The organism is Aquiflexum sp., from assembly GCF_041751335.1.
GTDB lineage: Bacteria > Bacteroidota > Bacteroidia > Cytophagales > Cyclobacteriaceae > Aquiflexum.
In genome coordinates, this window is the sequence record NZ_JBGSXS010000239.1 from 35510 (window position 1) to 56015 (window position 20506).

Consider the following 20506-nt stretch of genomic DNA (forward strand, 5'->3'; position numbering starts at 1 on the left):
TTCACCTAAGTAGTATAAATCCAACAGTATTTTTTTTAACAGCAAAAAAACAAAAATAAATGAACTACAGAATATCTTCAAGTTTCAGATTATATAGTTTTAAATACATGTACTTGTATAGAAACTTCATACTACACTTATTTGTCTAATTTCCTCATGTTTTAATTTAATTTATATTTTCGGATTGCTTCCAAATTTTTATGACTTCGGTCATGAAAAGAAAAAAAACACAACATCGCAAATCCTTGATAAATCTATTCCTTTTTGAAAAAAATCATTTTCTTTTTTGAAGGAAATGCTATCCACCGTTAATCTTCATTGTCTCATTGTTGAATACAAACATATTACCATTGTCAAGTTCGATTTCAATGTCGATCATGATTTCCAAATTATCTTCTGGAACGCCGGTGAATTTTAGGTAAAGTCTTTCATCCTTCAAAAATTTATGATCTCTTTTTAAAAATTCTTCAATGCTGTATTCCATTTGAAAAGTTAATGTCATCCTGTATTGGTCATTAATTTCTTGTCCGATTTCCAAGATCTCATTTTGATTGACTTGAACTCTTTTTTTATTGATAATTCGGATAGCCTTTAAAGTTTCAATAGAAAATGAATCAGGAGGACTGCAAGCCCAAGCTTTGTTTGAAAAAAGCGAACCAAAATCAGACGAGGGCTTCATGGAAATTTCGCGTAGTCCGGAAACCCAAAATGCTTTATATAAAGTCTGATGATTTTAAGGAAAATTATAATTATCGAATATTTAACTCAATTATAGTTAACAAGTTTGAAGCCTTGATAGAAATAAAAAATAAAAATACCTGAAAATGAGAGTTTCATACTCCGTACTTTTAAAAAAAATCTAAAATTAAATTTCAGCCAAATATCTATGCACCATACTGATACTCATGGAACCTTCGCCAACGGCCGACGCCACCCTGTTCATAGCCCCTGACCTGACATCCCCTGCGGCAAAAACACCGGGAACACTGGTCTCCAATAAATAAGGATCTCTTTTAAGCTTCCAGATTTTTTTGAATTCATGATTCAGTTTCAGATCGTTGCCTGTGACCACAAAGTTCTTGTTGTCTTGCACGATCAATTTGGGCAGCCATTGCGTAACCGCCTGTGCACCGATAAAAATAAACAAGGCTGCGGCTTCTTGTTCTTTATCCTCATGGTTTTTGAATTTGACTGAAATACTTTCCAATTGATTTTCACCCTTGACTTCTGAGATTTCCCCTTCCGTCCAAAGGTCGATGTTTTCGACAGAGGCTATCTGATCGATAAGGTATGAGGACATGCTTGCTTCCAGTCCGATGCCCCTTATAAGGATAATTACTTTTTCTGCAAACTTGCTCAAATACATGGCGGCCTGTCCCGCGGAATTTCCTCCTCCAACTACCATGACTGTTTTGTTTTGGCAAAAGGATGCCTCCGTATTTGCCGCACCGTAATATATTCCCGCCCCCAACAATTTTCCCATTCCCGGGGCATTTAGGGTCCGGTAATTGACCCCTGTGGTGATGACCACACTTTTTGCATTGATTTTTACGCCAGATTTTAGCAATATGGTTTTATATGGATCATTGAATTCCAATCCGTCGACTTCCTGTGGGGACAAAAATTCAGTACCAAATCTAGTGGCTTGGGTGATGGCTCTTCTGGTAAGGTCAGAGCCACTGAGTCCTTTGGGAAATCCCAGATAATTTTCAATTCTGGAACTTGTGCCCGCCTGCCCTCCCGGAGCTCGTTTGTCAATCAATAGGGTTTTCAGTCCTTCAGATGCAGCATATACTGCAGCAGCAAGTCCTGAGGGGCCGGCTCCAATAATGACCGTATCATATAAATCTGCCGATGCTTCTACTTTCAAACCCAAGGCTTTGGCCAAGTCTACCACACTTGGATTGGTAAGGTTAGAACCGTCTTCCAAAAAGATTATGGGAAGATCTTTTTCACTGAGTTGATTGAGTTCCAAAAGAGATTTGGCTTCTTGGTTGTTTTTGAAATCATACCATTTGAAGTGGAACAGGTTTCCTGAAAGGAAATCTTTGAGCTGATGTGATTTGGGGGAAAATTGATATCCAACTAACTTTAGTCCTTTGAATTCGGGCACATAAGATTGTTCCCATTCCTCCAATAGGTCATTGAGAACCGGATAAAGTCTTTCCTCGGGCGGATCCCAAGGTTTGAGCAGGTAATAATCCAACTGCACATCATTGATGGCCTTAATGGCGGCTTCAGTATCAGAATATGCTGTCAGTAAGACCCGCTTAGCTTCAGGAAAAACTTCCTTTGCTTTTTCTAAAAACTCCACACCCTGCATTTCAGGCATACGGTTGTCGGAGAGAAACAGCGCCACGGTGTCGCCTTGGTTTTTAAGTGCAATCAAGCTTTCCAATGCTTCCTTGGCGGAAATGGTATTTAGAATCCTGTAATCACCTCTAAATCGGTTTCTAAGATCTCTGGTGATTGCTCTGAGGACCTGAGGATCATCATCAATGGAAAAAATTATAGGCTGTGACATATCTTATTGAATTGGAAAGCATATTTCAAAGGTTGTGCTTCCCGGTTGTGATTTCATTTTGATGTTTCCCTGATGTCTTTCGACGATATTCAAAACCAGCTCAAGCCCCAATCCGGTTCCATTGCCCATTGATTTGGTGGTGAAAAAAGGCTCCCAGATCCTTGATGCAATTTCCGGTGATATGCCTTTGCCATTATCAATGATGCATATTTTCACCTCATGGTTTTGTTGCCAAGTTTTGATGGTGATTTTGGGGTTTTCTACCTCTGATACAGCGTCTAATGCATTGTCAATCAAATTGGTCCAGACTTGGTTTATTTCGGAAACATACAATAGGAGGGGAGGGATTGAATGATCAAAATCCTGTATTACTTTAGTATTGTTGCTTTTAATTTTGTGGTTTAGGATATTGAGTGTGTTGATAATACCTTCATGAATATCATTCCTTTTTTTCTCAGGAGATTGGTCCATGTGGGTATATACTTTGACAGATTTTACAAGTTTGGAAATCCTCTCCGAAGATTCCTGAATGTCATTAACCATCTTTTCTATCATCAAATTATCGCCCATCCAATGTAATACAGGACCAAAATCTTCTTTGGCGACCATACTTGCCAGCTGATGAAGGTCTTTTTCCTCAAATCCAAAATCGGCAAGATCTTCAGCAAGTTCAAATGCACTTTCTACTTCAAAGTCTTCCAATAAATGGCTGAGATTATCCTCAAGTTCTTTTCTCTGGAGAAGGGTTTTGTGACCGGAATGATTGTTTATTTTTTCAAAAAGCAAATCATTGATCTGGTCTATAATTTCATCTGTCAATTTTATTTTAATCACTTTTTTAAACTTTTCGGGCTGATGCCTTAAATGCTTTTTTAGTTCAAGAGAACTCCTTAAAATTGCGGAAGCGGGATTGTTTAGCTCGTGGGCCAGTCCGGCGGATAGTTTTCCCAGAGCAGCCATTTTCTCAGTCTGCTTCTGAAAGTTGGTAAACTCCCTGACACGAGAAGTCATTTCATGGACCAATGCCTGACTGAGTTCGTAATGCTCCCTGAGCATTTCTTTTTCATATGATCTGTGCAAAAAAAGAATGGTGGCTTCCTCAATGACTTTTCCTTTACCGGAAGCAATCTTTCCTCTAGAAAATGGCAGAAACCCCGATACCTCACCAAAAACTTTTGTTCCAATCTCTCTCTCAAGCTCTCCAGAAATGGCAAATAACCGAAATTGTCCTTTGAGAATGATCAGGGTATTGTCAATGGGGTCACCGGGAAGGAAGATAGAATGACCAACTTCCAATGTTTTAACTTCTCCTTTGTCGATAAGCCAAAGAAGTTGATGGTCAGGAATGTCTTTAAAAATCTCGAAGGATTTGAGTGAATTAAAAATCTCTGTAATTTTCATGATACAGTAAGTTAATGAAAATTCAGGAAAGTGGTAATGATGATTTTCTCTTAACTATCATTTTGTTTTAAACCTTACTTCAAGACATCCTGGATCTCAGGTTGTTTCTTAAAAACTGATTTTGCAAAAGGACACAAGGGAAGTATTTTTTTGTTTTGAGATCTGGCAAGTTCTACAGCTGCCAATACAAGTTTATTGCCCGAACCAGTTCCACGGAGTTCATCCGATACTTCCGTATGTTCGATGATTAACAAATTTGCACCTGCTTTGGAGTATACCATTTCAGCTTTTCTTTTACCTTCTATTTCAATATAAAAGTAACCCTTTTTATCATCTTCTTCGTGTTGAATTTTCATGGATTCTGAGTATTTAGTTAAGTGATTGTAATCAATTCCAAGAATCAACCTTGTCACCCCGAGTTTTCAACATTATGTTAATGTTCAAAATAGGTAATGACATCAGGTTATCCCTACCTACCGCAGATAGGCGTCATCCCGAGGCACGAGGGATCTCCAGAGGTTCTATTTCTTTTAATATCTATCATTTACTGATCCTCATGAGACCCTTCCTGCGTCAGGGTGACGGCTGCTCCGATTCATGTCATTGGTAACCTTCATGGTTTTGAAAACCCCAAAGATTAATCGTAACCCATCTTCTATCTCCCGTCTTCTGTCTCCCGTCTTTTATCCCAAAACCTTCATTTGAACAGGGTCCCACATTATTGGTTTGTTCAGGTCAATACTGAGGTTACAGGCCAAGGATGGCGCGGCAGATCTTAATCCAAATGATGCATCTTCAGGAATTGGACTTCCCGACCGGATTCCATTGAAAAAGACAATCATATGATCCAAGCGGTCATCATATCCTTTTGGAGCATTGAATTGGGTTTCTTTGCCCATTTCATATCCTGCCTTGGTGTCACCATAAGTTGATTGGTACCATTTTTTGAATTCTTCTTTTTGGTCTTTTGAAAAGCTGGTATAGGAATCATATCCACCGAATCCTGGGGCGACACTTCGTTTTAAAGTTGTTACTTTGAAATCATTCCAACCAATATCTATCAATCCATCCGTTCCATAAATTTTCAGACCAAATCCTCCTTTGCCACTTCCATCACACAAATTCACTCTTGTATAAACCTGGAAAGAATCATGTTGATCTGATTTGGGATAGCTCATCATGGCATTGATCAAATCATAGGCATCCCTGCCATCTTTCCAATACTTCAATTCCCCAATACTGTAAATCTTATTTGGGCCATAAGAATCCGTGATGGTATGGATACTGGTCAACAAATGAACGATCAAATCCCCCGCTGCCCCGGTACCATAATCTGTGAAGTTTCTCCACCTAAAAAATCGTGTGGCATCAAATGGCACCTTTGGGGCATTTCCCAGAAAAGTATCAAAGTCTACCGTAGATGGTGAAGCATTTGTTGGTATTGAATAGTTCCAGGCACCCATGGTATCAGTCCTGTCACAAAATGCCTGCATATAAGTCAGATCACCTATGATACCGGATTCAAGAACCTTTTTAGCTTCCAAAATACCAACAGAACTCGCCCTTTGGCTTCCAACCTGAAACACCTTTCCGGTTTCTTTTTGGGTCTGGATGATGGCATGTCCCTGATTGATGTTCTGGATCATGGGTTTTTCGCAATAAACATGTTTTCCTGCCTTCATGGCATCGATGGCCATTTTCTCATGCCAATGGTCCGGAGTGCAAATCAATACTGCGTCAATATCTTGTCTTGCCAGCAGTTCTCGATAATCGCGTGTGGTATAGAAATCTTTTCCCCATTTTTCTTTGGCATATTCTAATCGACCTGTGTAGAGATCACAAGCTCCGACCAATTCAACCCCATCTACCTTCAAAGCGGTATCGGTATCGTAATGTCCAATTATCCCGGCACCGATCAGACCGATTCTGATCCGGTCGTTAGCACTTACTTTTGTGTTTGATATTAATGGAACGGTATTTCCATAAGCCTTGCTTTCCAAACTTGTTCCCAATCCAGCCAAAGCCAAGCTTCCACCAACTTTTTTTAGAAATTTTCTTCTATTGTTACCCATAATATTTGTCTATTTTTTGGTTCACCTTTTTTAATAGTAGATAGATATATGCTGGTTATCTGATATTTGTTGATACTAGATATTCATGGATATCTGATCAGCAAAAGGATGATTGGTTCATCATCAAAGTGGTAATGAGCATATAAGCTACTGGTATTTTTCCAAATTTTCATATTATTTATTTTGTATGCAATAATACCAGTAAAATGGCAATTCAATAATTCTTGTCATGAGACTGAGAGGTCCGTTACATCGGTCATCCGACTTCTGTCTTCCGTCTTTTTGCAATAGAATATTGAGTTTCTGGCAAAGAAGTGGTTATCCATAATTACTAATTGTTCATTGTTATCTTTTCAATTATCTCTTTGGATACTTTGTGTTTAATGATCATTTTCTTATCCTGATTGGGTAATATCTCTTCTTTGATTAACCAATGGTCAGCATCATATTCCTGATAAACAGATGGTTTTGTCAGTCCTCTTTTTCCCCGCCAAATGGGAAGCTGAACAGGTTCCCATAATTTTGTTTTTGCTGATTTGTATGCGGCATCGATGATTGAATTCACCACATAACCATCATAGAATGTTTCCCGCGGCTGGGTTCCATTTTCAAAGGACTCGAACATATCAATGAACATATTGGGATAGCCCAGTTCATGGGCCTCATCTCCCACAGGAAATTGCCACCCGGAAGAGGACTCCGCTTTTTCTGCTACATAATCGGTTCCGGCACCACTAGTAAACATTTCAAAACCGGTACGCAAAAAGGAATTGATCCAAATAGTTCCTTCGGTGCCCATGACCTCGTCTCGAAGATCCATGCCACCACGGAATGTCCAAGAAACTTCAAATTGGCCTATGGCACCATTTTCATATTTGACCAAGCCAATAGCATGGTCTTCAGCATCAATCGGCTTGACCTGTGTATCCGCCCAGCACATGACTTCCATAGGCAAGACATCTTTTCCTATGAAGTTTCGGGCAATTTCTATACAATGGCAACCTAAATCTACAATGGCCCCACCTCCTGCTTTCTCCATATCCCAAAACCAATCTGAGTGTGGACCGGGATGGGTTTCCCTTGATTTCGCCCATAATATCCGGCCTATAGCGCCTGATTCCACACTTTTTATCGATTTCAGGAATTTTGGAGTATAGCATAAATCTTCCAGATATCCCGCAAAAATCCCGGCTTCCTCACAGGCCAAAGTCATCCGCAATGCCTCTTCAGCAGTTCTCCCAAGAGGTTTGGTACACAATACAGGTTTCTTATGTTTAACACAAAGCATCACTGCTGCCTCATGAACATAATTGGGAAGTGCTATGACTACCATATCAGTATCAGGATTGCTTACGGCGGCTTCCATATCAGTGGTGTAGTGGTCTACATGATAATCTTTAGCAAACCTTTTGGCAGTCTCTTCTTTTCGGGCATATACCACTTTTACCTGATCTTTGCCACGTCTCCCAATAAGGGATTCAGCATAAAACCTTCCAATAAAACCTCCGCCGAGGATACATATATTCACCATATTTTAGCTGTTAAATAAATTTTCGACTTCTTTCAAATTAATCTGATGCGCTTTGACCACATCATATTTTTGGATTGTCTTTTCTTCCAAACACTGTTCAATGACCAAATGGGCTTTGATCCCCATTTTTTTCACTTCCTCAGCAAATCGGACATAATCAATGTCTCCTTTTGGATTAAATGTATCCGTCCAAATTCCATTTTCGGATTGTCTTAAATGAAAAGATACAATTCTATCACCATACATTTTGAGGGTGTCAAAAACGGCTAATTGGGAATTTTCAGAACCACGATAAATCCAATGGACATCCATGCAGAAATACAGGTGTTTTGGATCAGTGTTTTGGAGTACATGATGAAATTCCCTAGCACCTGCTCTAAGCTCGACATCATGGGTATGGTAAGCCAGTTTCATTCCCATACTGCTGATTTCTTTCCCCAATTGATCCAAATGCGAGCTTTGGCAAAATAGCTGTTCATCGTTTTTCAAAGGGCCACCACCCCATTGAATAGGGTTGGGATTGGTTACAATGATTTTTGTCCCTATTCTTTTTGCGTTTTCTGCAATTTCCAAGATGTTTTCGATGGATTTATTTGCATCATCTTCTTCATGCATCAAGCTTCCAACATAGAAGGAAGGCAACTGGATTTTGTATTTTTCGAGATAGGGGAGCAACTCCTTCAATTGGGCCGCATTCTTGAGAGAAGGTTCAAAACCCTGAATCCCGGTCTTTGCAAATTCCCCCAAACATGTATCCCAATTCTCGCCCCAACCTTTGCCAGATCGATTATAAAAAGTGATCCAATTGTATTCATTGGCAGAAATCGGTAACGAATTGTTTTGGCTACACTTCAATTTATTGCTTGAAGTTAACATTATGGTTAAGGGTAAAAGCCCTATGAAATTCCTTCTTTTCATGGCCATTACTTAACTTTCAGGGTAATCTCTTCCTCTTTTTTAAGGAAGTCAGCTTTCGTCACTTCTTTTTTCCCACTTTCCAAAATAGCTTCATCAGAGACTACTTGAACAGGTGTTATGCATGAAAGATTTTTTTCTCTAAATGGGATATTATAAGATAGGTTATAGGCAGAGATTACAGACCATCGGGCATTTTCAGATAAATTGGCCTCAGACCTATGCAAAAGGTTGGGGTGAAAGAACAAAACATCTCCAGGTTTCAATTCACAATAGACCAATTCTGAATATTTCTCAACCTCTCTTACAAAATCCGGATCAGCCCCTTGTTGTTCTCCTATGAAACGGTGCTCAAAACGTTGCATTTTATGGGAACCTTTAAGTACCTGAATACAGCCGTTTTCTTTGTTTGCTTCTGTTAAAGCCAACATCACTGAAATCATGGCTTCGGGATATAAAAAGCCGTTTTTGTACCAATAGCCATAATCCTGATGCCATTCCCAGGCACCTCCGACCTTAGGCTGTTTTTGCATGACTTTGGAATGGAAATGACAAACTTTACCTGGGCCTAATAAAACCTGGACTGATTTAACCATTCTCTTACACCTTGACATCAATCCAAAGGAATCATCACCTGCAGTAAACCATAAGGTTAGTTTGGTGTTTTTTCCATCCTGATCAGTGAGATCAAAAGAATTTTTGGTGACAGTATCGTCTGATGCTGCCTCATAAAGCAGTTTAATTTCTTCTTTGGTAAAAAGTTGTCTTATTATGATATATCCATCTTTTTTATAGGAATCAATTTCATCTTCGGTCATGTTGGTTTGGGTTGATCGTTAAGTTCAATATAGCCTACCTTGGTAACTACCTGATTGATATTAAGTAATAATTCTTAATTTATCTACAATTTTGGAAATAGTAAAGTGTTTTTATTTCGTGGTAAAAATATGAGTAGTCTCAATTCAGAAAAAAATGAGTTTAATTCAAAAAATTAATCTCTACATAACCTCTTCATTTATTGACGGGTTATCTTTTTTAAAGAGCAAGGTGATTAATTTCAATGTATATCCCAAAAAAAATTGGAATAGTTTGGGGCAATACCAATTACAAGAATGTAACTTAAAATTTAAAAAAAATTACCTTAACCGAATTTTATAATATTTTTTTTTGATGAGTAAATTTTTCAATACATATTTTTTGAATCATACTTTTTTTATATCAAATTAAATTCTAAATTTCAAACAAATAAAAAATTTAAGTGGTTGGTAAATCGTTTTATCTAAAGAGAATCTTAGGTTTATCAGTATTTTTTACAAATTAATTTACTTTATTTTTTGATGGTGTGGGAATTAAAAACAGCTTTAAAATTACATCCTCAAAAGGGATTGATTGCATATAATTAATTGATCAATAAACCAAAACCAAATTATTTATGAGAAACCTATTACTAATAATTTGTGGTCTTGTGCTGATGAGTTGGACGATAAGTCCGGCTATTGCACAGACAGTGAGGGGTACTGTCACCAGCGCAGCTGATGGAAGTTCACTCCCGGGAGTTTCTGTCATCATCAAGGGTACGTCAACAGGCGTTGCAACGGATCTAGATGGAAACTATTCTTTAAATGTATCTGGTCCTGAGACGACCTTGGTGTATTCCTATATTGGGTTTGCAGCACGGGAAATCAGAGTCGGAAATCAGTCTGTAATTAACGTTACACTTACCGAGGATGCTTCTGAACTCGGGGAAGTAGTTGTAACAGCTCTTGGTATCGAAAGAAATGTCAGGGCGCTGCAGTATTCAATCACTACAGTTAGCGGTGAAGAGTTTACAGATGCAAGGGAAAACAACATCGCCAATCAACTTGCAGGAAGAGTCGCTGGTGTAAACGTAACCAATGTAGCATCAGGCCCAGCAGGTTCTTCTAGGGTAATCATCCGAGGAAACACTTCCCTTCAGGGAAATAACCAGCCATTATATGTGGTAGATGGTATTCCAATGGATAACACCAACTTTGGACAGGCAGGTGTTTGGGGCGGTTCCGATGGTGGAGATGGTATGACATCTGTCAACCCTGATGATATCGAATCCATGACAGTTTTGAAAGGTGCAAGTGCGGCTGCATTGTATGGTGCAAGGGCTGCTAATGGTGTGATTTTGATCACTACTAAAAGAGGTACAAAAAGAAAAGGTATTGGGGTTGAATTCAATACGAATACCGTATTTGAAAGGATCAATAACCAAACTGACCTACAGACTACTTTTGGCTCCGGTCGTTTTCAAGGAGATCAAATCACCGGTGCGGCTGTTAGACCAACGACAGTGCAACAGGGTTATAATTGGGGAACTCAAGCCTGGGGTGAAAGATTGGGAAGTGGTACATCCATGCATTTTGACGGGGTGCAAAGACCCTATGTCCATGCAGGTGATAACTGGGATAGATTTTACCAGACAGGTACCGCTATAACAAATAGCCTTTCCTTGGCCGGTGGTGGAGAAAACCAAACCTTTAGGTTTAATATGACTGACCTTAGAAGTACCTCAGTGGTACCAAATGCAGGTTTCGATAGGTTGAACTTATCCATGTCCACCAACGGTAAATTTGGAAAAAGATTGACATTTGATGCCAAGATTTTGTATTCCAATGAAAGGACCAAAAACAGGCCTAGGTTATCTGATTCACCTGGAAATGCATTCCAATCTATTTTTGCATTGCCACCAAATGTGAATGTGGAATGGGGTAAAGGTGATCCAAACCGATTGGGAACAATTCCTGTTGGAACTGATCCTGCATTATTGAATACATGGGGTTTTGCTGAAAGAGAAGAATACCTGATGGTGAACAATCCATGGGGACAGAATCCTTATTTCTCAGCATATCAATTATCTATTAATGACGTGAGGGACAGGATTCTGACCACAGGTAGTCTTAGATATGATATCACCGACCATTTGTATATATCCGGAAGGGCCGGTATGGATTGGTTTACCAGAAGGGGATCCAATTTAACTCCTCAAGGTACTGGTTACCAAAGGGGTGGAGCTATGAATGAGAATACCAGAAATGTAAGTGAAATCAATTTGGAAACAATGCTGGGATATAACAGAACATTTGGTGACTTTGGTGTCAATGCATTTATTGGAGCCAACAGGATGCGTAGAGAGGATGAAACGATTTCCGCAAATGGGCAGGGATTCAATGTTCCCTTTTTCCATGCCATCAATAACACTGTTACCAGAAATTTCGGCTATGGTTATTCTGGATGGGGTATCAATTCATTATTTGCATCAGCAGAATTCAGTTATAAAAACATCCTGTTCTTAACTGCTACAGGAAGGAAAGACTGGTTCTCAGTTTTGGATCCAGAATTCAATAATATTACATATCCTTCCGTAGGGGGAAGTTTTGTTTTCTCGGATGCCATGAGTGAATTGCCTCGCTGGTTTAGTTTTGGAAAGGTAAGGGCTTCTTGGGCACAAGTAGGTAACGTAACTGTGGGGCCTTATCAGATAGCCAATGTTTACTCTTTACTTGGTGCTCCGGCAATTGGATTCGATGGCAATCAGGTAGCCATGGCTTCTTTTGCCACAGCACAGGGAAATGGAGGTACCATTCCGAACAAATTCCTAAGGCCGCTCCTTTCAACAGAAATTGAAGCTGGTTTTGATGTGAGGTTTTTCCAAAACAGATTGGGACTTGATTTTACCATGTACCGTCAGAGAAGTACGGATGACCAATTGAATGCACAGGTTTCAAGATCATCCGGATTTGGATCTACTTTGGTTAACCTAGGTGAAATGGAAAACAGGGGTGTTGAAATCCTTTTAACAGGAACTCCTGTTCAAAGAGGTGATTTTAGGTGGGATGTTTCACTCAACTTGGCAAGAAACAGGAATGAAGTAAAGGCGCTTATTCCGGGGAATGATATCCTTAATGTGGACGAGCCTAGGACAAGGACCGTATTTGTACAGCACAGGACTGGTTATCCTTTCGGTGTATTGGCAGGATGGGTGCAAAAACGTTCACCTAATGGACAGCTAGTCTTTGAACCAAATGGTGCTCCGGTACAATCCGATAGGATGGAAGTTATCGGTAACGGTATTCCTGACTGGACCGGAGGTATCAACAACAGCATAACCTGGAAAGGATTTAACATCTCTGCCTTGGTGGATTTCAGGTTAGGCGGAGATATTTATTCAGGTACCAATGTAAGATTGACACAATGGGGACTTCATAAACAATCACTTCAGGGAAGGGCAGGGGAAGCACCTTTGACAGTTTCAGGTGTGACGCAGGCTGGTACTGATTCAAATGGAGCTCCTATTTATGAGGCCTTTAACAAAACACTTTCTGCAGGAGAGGCCAATAATTATTGGAACCAAATGGGAAACAGGGTGCAGGATCACTTTATCTATGACGGTTCATTCGCCAAGCTGAGACAGATTACTTTGGGATACAATTTTCCAAGAAGAATCCTGGACAAAACGCCTCTGACAACGCTGAACCTTTCATTTGTAGGTAGAAATCTTTCGATTCTGTGGAAAAATGTGGACAACATTGATCCTGAATCCGCATATTCTTCCGGAAACGGACAAGGTCTTGATTACTTTGGTATGCCACAGACTAGAACTTTCGGATTTAACCTAAGGGCAGGATTTTAACCAAAAACCGATATCATACTATGAAACTTATAAATAAAATAATGATAACGATCATGGCTATGAGTATAGCGATGATGGGATGCGATACACAAGAGTTACATGACCTGAATATCAATCCTCAGGCTGTCAACCAAATAGACTTGAATTTCATGTTTACAGCAGGCCAAATTGGCACTGCCTCCGGTGGATCTGCAGGTGATAACAGATTTATAGATTGGCGGACCAATATCGGTATGACTGCCTACTTGATACAGCAGCTTGCCAATGCGGGCGGAGGGATAGCTCCAGGTGATAAGTACACAGAAAACTTCGAATCCAACTCAGCTCCATTTGAATTCTTCTATGGAGATGCACTGAAAAATTTCTCAGAAGTGATCAAGCAAACAGGTCCAGGTGGATATGATGAAGGAAAAAAACTCAATACCAGACATGCAGCAAGAATAATGACTGTCTTGAATTTCCACAGGCTAACAGATTTCTACGGCAATATTCCTTATTTCAATGCTTTGCAGGGAATGAATGGTGTGTTTTTTCCTGAATATGATAAGCAGGCTGAGATTTATCCGGCAATGTTAAAGGAACTGGAAGAGGCTACCGCAGCACTGAGTACCTCCAATCCAGATGATGGATTTGCCAGAGCGGATTTGGTTTTTAGAGGAGATATCGCCAAATGGAAAAAATTCGGATATTCACTGATGTTGCGTCTTGCCATGCGGGTTTCCAATGTGGCCCCGCAATTGGCTGGGGAGTATGTTACGAAGGCAATTGCTGGGGGTGTTATGCAAACCAATGCAGACAATTTCTGGGTACCTATGTCAGAAGGACCAAGTCTTTGGATAAATCAAAACGGAATTTCCAGAGCTTTCTTTCCAGGTGATGGAGGACAGCCTGGTTACCTTAGCAAAACTTTCATAGACTGGTTGAAAGCTGGAGCTACTGCACCTAATGAGGTGGATCCAAGACTGATGATTATCAGTGGTGGAATAGCTACTTGGTCAGCAGTAGCTTGGAATCCCATTAATATCAATCCTTTGGAACAAAGAGGTATGCCTAATGGCTTTGATGAAGCGGGTTTAGAATTAATGGCAGGAGGGCCAGTTGATCAGCAGACAACTTTCTCAAGAATAAATTATCTTATGTTGGAAAGAGGTTCTCCTTACATCATGATGAATGCTGCAGAATCTCATTTTCTAATGGCGGAAGCCTTGGTAAGAGGTATTGGATCTGGAATCACAGGTACACCTGCTGCCCATTACAATGCAGGTGTTCGGGCTGCTATGCAGATGTACACCCCGTTTGATGAATCATTTGTAGTTTCAGATGCTCAGGTTGATGCTTATTTAGCGAGACACCCTTATGGTGTGGAAAAACCGGCTTTGGAAATGATCGGAGATCAAATGTGGGCAAGCAAGTTCTTGAATTGGTGGGAAGCTTGGTCTGATTGGAGAAGAACAGGTTATCCGATTTTAACTCCAACCAACCATCCTGCAAATGTTACCCAAGGTCAGATCATGAGAAAGTTAAGATATCCGGCTGCTGAAGTAGCATCCAATGCCAACTTCCAGACTGGGGCTACACTTCCTGATTTCTTTATGACCAGGGTATGGTGGGATGGCGGAAATTAAGTTAAAACAAATCAGAACTATAGATTAAAAATAAAACCGGGAATTTTCCTGGTTTTATTTTTTGCCCTGAAATATCCCATTTCCATCAGTTCCCATATAAGCTCCCCAAAGAGGAGGTTTTTTAATTTTGATATGTGTGTCAATCCTTCTGACCCGCATTCCTAAAAATGATAGGATATCAGAATGGTTGTAATATTGGCAATAAACAATATCTAAATATCCATCCTGATCCATATCACCGATCCAAGGGGTAGAGAACACATTTTTATAATATTGGGTTTGATCGATTATCCATTTCTTCTGATCATTAAAATCAATGGCCAATAATTTATTTTCAATTTGAAAAGAAGATTGATCTCCGATATCCCTATTGCAATCATATTCATTGATGCTGATGATTACTTCATCAATGCCATCTCTGTTTAAATCATAGACTACAGGTGAAGAAAATCCTGTACATCCCAAGGAATCCAAATAGGTAATTTCACCACTTTTTCCATCCAACATGACCTGAAGTGAACCGGTGTTTTGTGGCCATTGTCCTTTGCTGACAAATGTGAAAAAATCCGGAATGTCATCTTTGTTGAAGTAACCGACAGCAAAACTGTTACTGCATTCTGTACCATCAATTTTGTTTTGCCATATAAGATCCAAGTTTTTACCGTCAATAGCAAAAACAGAACTTGCATGGGAAATGGCTATGATATCCAAAAAACCATCTTTATTGATATCTGCAAGGACAGGCGGAGCAATAAATCCCTGTCCAATTTCCGAAGCTATGATTTTGGAATCTGATAGTTTTTGACTGGTTAAATCGGAAAGTTTTCCCAAGAATAGATTTCCACTGAAAGTTTCACCACCTGATCCGAATAAAATATAGTGCTCATCACTTCCGGGTTGGGAAAACGTCAAAGGAGACATATATGATTCCATGCCATCCGGCATGGAATCAGCAGCCAAAATTTCACCTGATCTGGAATCCATCAGCATCAAAACACCAGGAAACCGGTTTTCCATCTGATATGGTTCTGCCTCGGCATTGCCTCCGTTAACGGTCAATAAATCAGGCAACCCATCTCCGTTTTGGTCAGGAACCAAGACACTGTTATTGAAGTTGAACCTGGCATATTGAAGGATTGGATGGTCTTCATATTGGTATTTATATTCCCAAATCAAATGTCCATTTTTTCCATCAATTGCCCTAAAATGTGGAGATCGGCCCCCTATAAAAACATCAGGAACGCCATCATCATTGACATCCAAAAATGTAGCAGAACCATAAACCTGATCCTCGGCCTCATGTTGCCAAATAATTTCCCCGGTCAACCCATCAATGGCAAGAATACCCTGATTACTGTATTGAAACTCATTTTTACCTGCACCCATCACAATGTCCAAAATACCATCACCGTTTAAATCAACTGCTCTTGGTGATGATTGGGAACCAATTACCGGAAGATCTGTGCTCCATTTCAGTTCAGTGGTTTTTTTGGGTTGGCATCCTGAAAATGCCAACAATTCAATGAATAAGAATAATTGGATATTTCTTTTGAGAAAGGGAATGGTTTTAAAATCACTCATCACAGTTGAAGGTTTGAACTTGGTCACAATAAATGTATCAGATTTTGATAAATTATAATTAAAAATAAAGTGTTTAATGGTTATCTGCTTCTTTGCCAGTAACCCAATATTCTACCTCAAACAGGTTGGAAGTCCGAAGTTGACGGACATTTCATTTTCCTGGCGAGAATTATATTAAATAACCATTTTACTTGCATCATTGCGTTCATACATGAATTGTTTACTAAAATTTAGAAAAGCAACTGACGCTTGAAAGACTTTGCAAATATTGTTGTAATACTTTAGATTTATGGCACCACGCCATGAAGATTGACACTCTATCCGTAAAGGGCTGTTAGTTAACCCAATTAGCCATGAAATTCATTTATTGTATCCTGTTTCTTCTATTACCTTTAAATATAATTAAATTAATTCCTGAATATAACCCTGAAATCCCGGGAATTTTTGAAAACATTGCTCCTAGAAAGTCCGGAATAAGATTCCAAAATACATTGACAGAAGGAAAGGGTACCAATATCCTTACATATGAATACTTTTATAATGGCGGGGGTGTTGCCATCGGGGACATCAACAATGATGGCCTTGAGGATATTTATTTTACAGGAAACATGGTCCCGAATAAGCTTTATTTGAATGAGGGGGATTTTAAATTTAATGACATCACCAAACAGGCTGGAGTTGAAGGTAAAAATGCCTGGACCACAGGTGTGACCATGGTGGATATCAACGCGGATGGTTGGTTGGATATTTATGTTTGCTATTCAGGTAAAGGAAGTCCAAACACCAGAAGGAACCAGTTATTTATAAATCATAAAGACGGGACTTTTGTTGATGAAGCAGCTTCTTATGGATTAGCGGATTCATCCAATAGTATTCAGGCTTTGTTTTTTGATTATGATCTTGACGGTGACCTTGATATGTATTTGTTGAATCACAATACCAAAGTGATCAATGAAATTGAGTTTGATAATGCCAGGCAGGATAGAAATCCCGATGCAGGGGACAAACTCTACAGAAATGATGGCGGAAAGTTTGTAGATGTAAGTCAGGAAGCGGGAATATTGGGAAATTCTATGGGTTTTGGACTTGGAGTGGCAGTCTCCGACCTGACAGGAAACGGTTTTCCAGACATCTATATATCCAATGATTACATCGAGCCCGATTATCTGTATATCAACAACGGTGACGGTACCTTTACTGAAAGCCTGACGGATTACCTGCAACACATTTCCTATTTTTCTATGGGTTCTGATATCAGTGATATTAACAATGACGGTCTTCCTGATATTTTCACTTTGGACATGCTGCCAGAGGATAACAAGAGACAAAAATTGCTTTATGGTCCGGAAAATTACGAACAATATGCCTTGATGGTCATGAAGGGTTTTTACCATCAGAACATGAGAAACATGCTCCAACTCAATAACGGCAATGGTACCTTTAGTGAAATCGGTCAGTTGGCGGGAATCTCGAATACAGATTGGAGTTGGACCACATTTTTTGTAGATGTAGATAATGATGGCTGGAAGGATCTTTTTGTCACCAATGGCTATTACAGGGATTATACCAATAGGGATTTCCTGAAATTTAAAGGAGATTATTATTTCAACAAGGCAAGGGAAAATGAACCAGCTGATACACTGTTTTTGGTGACGAGCATGAGTTCTACTCCGGTTCACAATTACATTTTTCAAAATAACAGAGACCTGACCTTTAATAACAAAAGTAAGGATTGGGGATTTTCCCAACCTAACTTCTCCAATGGGGCAGCATTTGCGGATTTGGACAATGATGGGAACATAGACTTGGTAGTCAATAATCTGAATGCTCCTGCAGGAATCTTTAAAAATGCACTTTCAGGAAACAGTAAGCCAAATAACTTTCTACAGTTTGACTTAAAAGGGGAGGGTAAAAATACCTTTGGATATGGGACTAAGATTTCTGTATATACCAATGGGGAAGTTCAGTTTTTTGAACAACAGCCCACCAGAGGATTCCAATCTTCTATGAGTCATCGGATCCATGTTGGATTGGGGGAAAATACAAAAGCAGATTCAGTTCTGATTCAGTGGCCAAGTGGGAAGAGGCAAAAATTAAATGAAGTGGAATCAAATCAGATTTTTGTCGCCCAAGAAAAAAATGCTGGCCATCACCATGTTGAAACCCAATTAGCTTCAAACCCTTATTTTACCAAGATACAGCCACCTTTAGAATTTACCCATGAAGAATACGGCTTCAATGATTTTAAAAGACAACCACTTCTATTGAATATGATGACTACTTGTGGACCTGTGATGTCGTTAGGAGATATCAACAATAATGGATTCACAGACTTATTTATAGGGGGTACCAAAGGTTCGCCCGGTAAATTGTTTTCACAAGTATCAACGGGACATTTCATAGAATCCCAAGGACTTGATCTTTCAAAAGAGAACGAATTCACAGATGCAGATGCAGTCTTTTTCGATGCTACCGGTAATGGTCATATGGATCTTTACATCGCCAGTGGGGGATACCATGATTACCTGTCCAATGATGAAAGCCTTCAGGACAGACTTTATATCAATCAGGGGGGCGGGAATTTTGTCAAATCAGAAGATGCACTCCCAAAAATAAGGTCCAGTGCTTCCTGTGTCAAAGTAGTGGATTTTGATGGAGATGGTCACATGGATTTGTTTGTAGGAGGAAGGGTTATCCCAGGACAGTTTCCCAAAAGCCCTAAAAGCTTGTTGTTGAAAAATGACGGAAATGGCAAATTTGTGGACGTGATTTCAGATATCATTCCTGAATTGGAATTTGGCGGCATGGTGACTGATGCTACTTGGACAGATTTGGATGGTGATGGTAAACAGGATTTGATTGTTGTTGGAGAATATATGCCCATTCGGATTTTTCTGAATAAAGGCGGGAAAAGATTTGAGGAGGCCACTTCACAATATTTTGAATCTCCTCTTGAGGGCCTTTGGTCAGCTATAGCGATGGACGATTTTGATGGAGATGGGGATATGGATTTTATTGTGGGCAATTTCGGATTAAACTCACAGCTTCGGGCTAGCAAATCCGAGCCAATGAAATTGGTCTTTTCTGATTTTGATGGAAACAGTTCCATTGATCCCATCCTTACCCAGTATACTCAGGGAATTGAATATCCATTTGCGAGCAGGGATGAGTTATTGGATCAGATGTACAACTTGAGAAGTAAATTCACAAATTATGAATCCTATTCGGATGCCAAACTTAGTAACATATTCAACAAAGATCAATTGTCCAAAGCTTCAACACTTCAGGTTACGGAACTGAGAACATTGTATTTGGAAAACAAAAATGGAAAATTGATTCCGAAGGCATTGCCCATGCAGGCACAGTTTACGCCCGTTTATGCCATCTCGGTATTGGATATCGATCAGGATGGGCATCTTGATTTTATCTTGGGTGGGAATCAGAATTCCAGCCGCTTAAGGATAGGGGTGATGGATTCTAACTTTGGTCATTTGTTCAAAGGAGATGGAAAGGGTAATTTCCAGTTTATTCCTCAAAAAGAATCCGGACTCAATTTTATGGGGGATATCAAATCCATGGAAATCATCAAAGCAGGAAGATTGGATCTGTTGTTCGTCGGGGTGAATAATCATGGATTGGATGCCTATTTGTGGAATAAAAAATGATAGGATTCGATTATCTGCGAAAATGCAAGCCATGATAATGCCCAATATATAGGGATGATATACAGGGGATTTTATCAAGATTAGGTTCGAAGGAAATTATTGAATTCAGAAATAATCCCATAGGGATGAACGATTTCTTAGCCACGGGTTTCAACCCGTGGACTATGAAATTCGGAACTAAGCCAAAGTCCCGTAGGGACGAACGATATTATCCGAACCCTTTGAAATCGTCCGTCCCTACAGGGCTTACGGGCTTGAATTGCACCTAAGACCCCCGGTTGAAACCGGGGGCTATTATATCTTTCGTGCCGATGGCACTTGGGGTTACCATAAGCCTAAGTAGTGTAGGTTAAAATATACCCCCCCCCCTTATTCAATAGTAGTAAAATCGAATTACTCATACTTAGCAGTTATTGAAGCTTAAAAATATCAACCAAATGTTCATCTCATTGAAAAGCTTAATTCCTCTCTGTTTTTTCTTATTAACACCCTTCATCGTTTTTTCCCAAGAAATAACCTCCGACTTTTCGGA

The 20506-nt window shown here is 39.6% G+C and carries 12 protein-coding genes; 3 read left to right on the forward strand and 9 right to left on the reverse strand.

Features of this window, described 5'->3' with window-relative positions; genetic code table 11:
- Positions 1 to 298: 298 nt before the first annotated feature.
- From ACEW8U_RS13300 to ACEW8U_RS13335, 8 genes are all read right to left on the reverse strand, one after another.
- Positions 299 to 679 (reverse strand): hypothetical protein, encoded by a 381-nt coding sequence (locus ACEW8U_RS13300; protein ID WP_373522541.1) that lies wholly within the window; start codon positions 677 to 679, stop codon positions 299 to 301.
- A gap of 186 nt (positions 680 to 865) precedes the next feature.
- Positions 866 to 2524 (reverse strand): FAD-dependent oxidoreductase, encoded by a 1659-nt coding sequence (locus ACEW8U_RS13305; RefSeq protein WP_373522542.1) that lies wholly within the window; start codon positions 2522 to 2524, stop codon positions 866 to 868.
- A 3-nt stretch (positions 2525 to 2527) separates the two neighbouring features.
- Entirely contained in the window at positions 2528 to 3925 is a 1398-nt protein-coding gene (locus ACEW8U_RS13310) for an ATP-binding protein (protein WP_373522543.1), read from the reverse strand.
- A gap of 74 nt (positions 3926 to 3999) precedes the next feature.
- Positions 4000 to 4281, reverse strand: a complete 282-nt coding sequence (locus ACEW8U_RS13315) for a GNAT family N-acetyltransferase (RefSeq protein WP_373522544.1) — start codon at positions 4279 to 4281, stop codon at positions 4000 to 4002.
- 327 nt (positions 4282 to 4608) lie between these two features.
- Positions 4609 to 5997, reverse strand: a complete 1389-nt coding sequence (locus ACEW8U_RS13320; RefSeq protein WP_373522545.1) for a Gfo/Idh/MocA family protein — start codon at positions 5995 to 5997, stop codon at positions 4609 to 4611.
- Between the two features lie 331 nt (positions 5998 to 6328).
- Positions 6329 to 7528: a Gfo/Idh/MocA family protein gene (locus ACEW8U_RS13325; RefSeq protein ID WP_373522546.1), complete on the reverse strand. Its 1200-nt coding sequence runs from the start codon at positions 7526 to 7528 to the stop codon at positions 6329 to 6331.
- Between the two features lie 3 nt (positions 7529 to 7531).
- Complete coding sequence (locus ACEW8U_RS13330) at positions 7532 to 8404, reverse strand: sugar phosphate isomerase/epimerase family protein (RefSeq protein ID WP_373522547.1); 873 nt, start codon at positions 8402 to 8404, stop codon at positions 7532 to 7534.
- 47 nt (positions 8405 to 8451) lie between these two features.
- Positions 8452 to 9261, reverse strand: coding sequence for a phytanoyl-CoA dioxygenase family protein (locus tag ACEW8U_RS13335; RefSeq protein ID WP_373522548.1), 810 nt, complete (start codon positions 9259 to 9261; stop codon positions 8452 to 8454).
- A gap of 614 nt (positions 9262 to 9875) precedes the next feature.
- On the opposite strand from ACEW8U_RS13335, the gene ACEW8U_RS13340 reads away from it, so the two are divergent.
- Together ACEW8U_RS13340 and ACEW8U_RS13345 are read left to right on the forward strand one after the other, a co-directional pair.
- Complete coding sequence (locus ACEW8U_RS13340; RefSeq protein ID WP_373522549.1) at positions 9876 to 13103, forward strand: SusC/RagA family TonB-linked outer membrane protein; 3228 nt, start codon at positions 9876 to 9878, stop codon at positions 13101 to 13103.
- A 20-nt stretch (positions 13104 to 13123) separates the two neighbouring features.
- Positions 13124 to 14728: a SusD/RagB family nutrient-binding outer membrane lipoprotein gene (locus tag ACEW8U_RS13345; RefSeq protein WP_373522550.1), complete on the forward strand. Its 1605-nt coding sequence runs from the start codon at positions 13124 to 13126 to the stop codon at positions 14726 to 14728.
- 54 nt (positions 14729 to 14782) lie between these two features.
- Here ACEW8U_RS13345 and ACEW8U_RS13350 read toward each other — a convergent pair whose 3' ends face one another.
- Positions 14783 to 16309 (reverse strand): hypothetical protein, encoded by a 1527-nt coding sequence (locus tag ACEW8U_RS13350; protein WP_373522551.1) that lies wholly within the window; start codon positions 16307 to 16309, stop codon positions 14783 to 14785.
- Between the two features lie 353 nt (positions 16310 to 16662).
- Here ACEW8U_RS13350 and ACEW8U_RS13355 point away from each other — a divergent pair, with 353 nt between their 5' ends.
- Positions 16663 to 19974, forward strand: coding sequence for a VCBS repeat-containing protein (locus tag ACEW8U_RS13355; RefSeq protein ID WP_373522552.1), 3312 nt, complete (start codon positions 16663 to 16665; stop codon positions 19972 to 19974).
- The last annotated feature ends 532 nt before the right edge of the window (positions 19975 to 20506 follow it).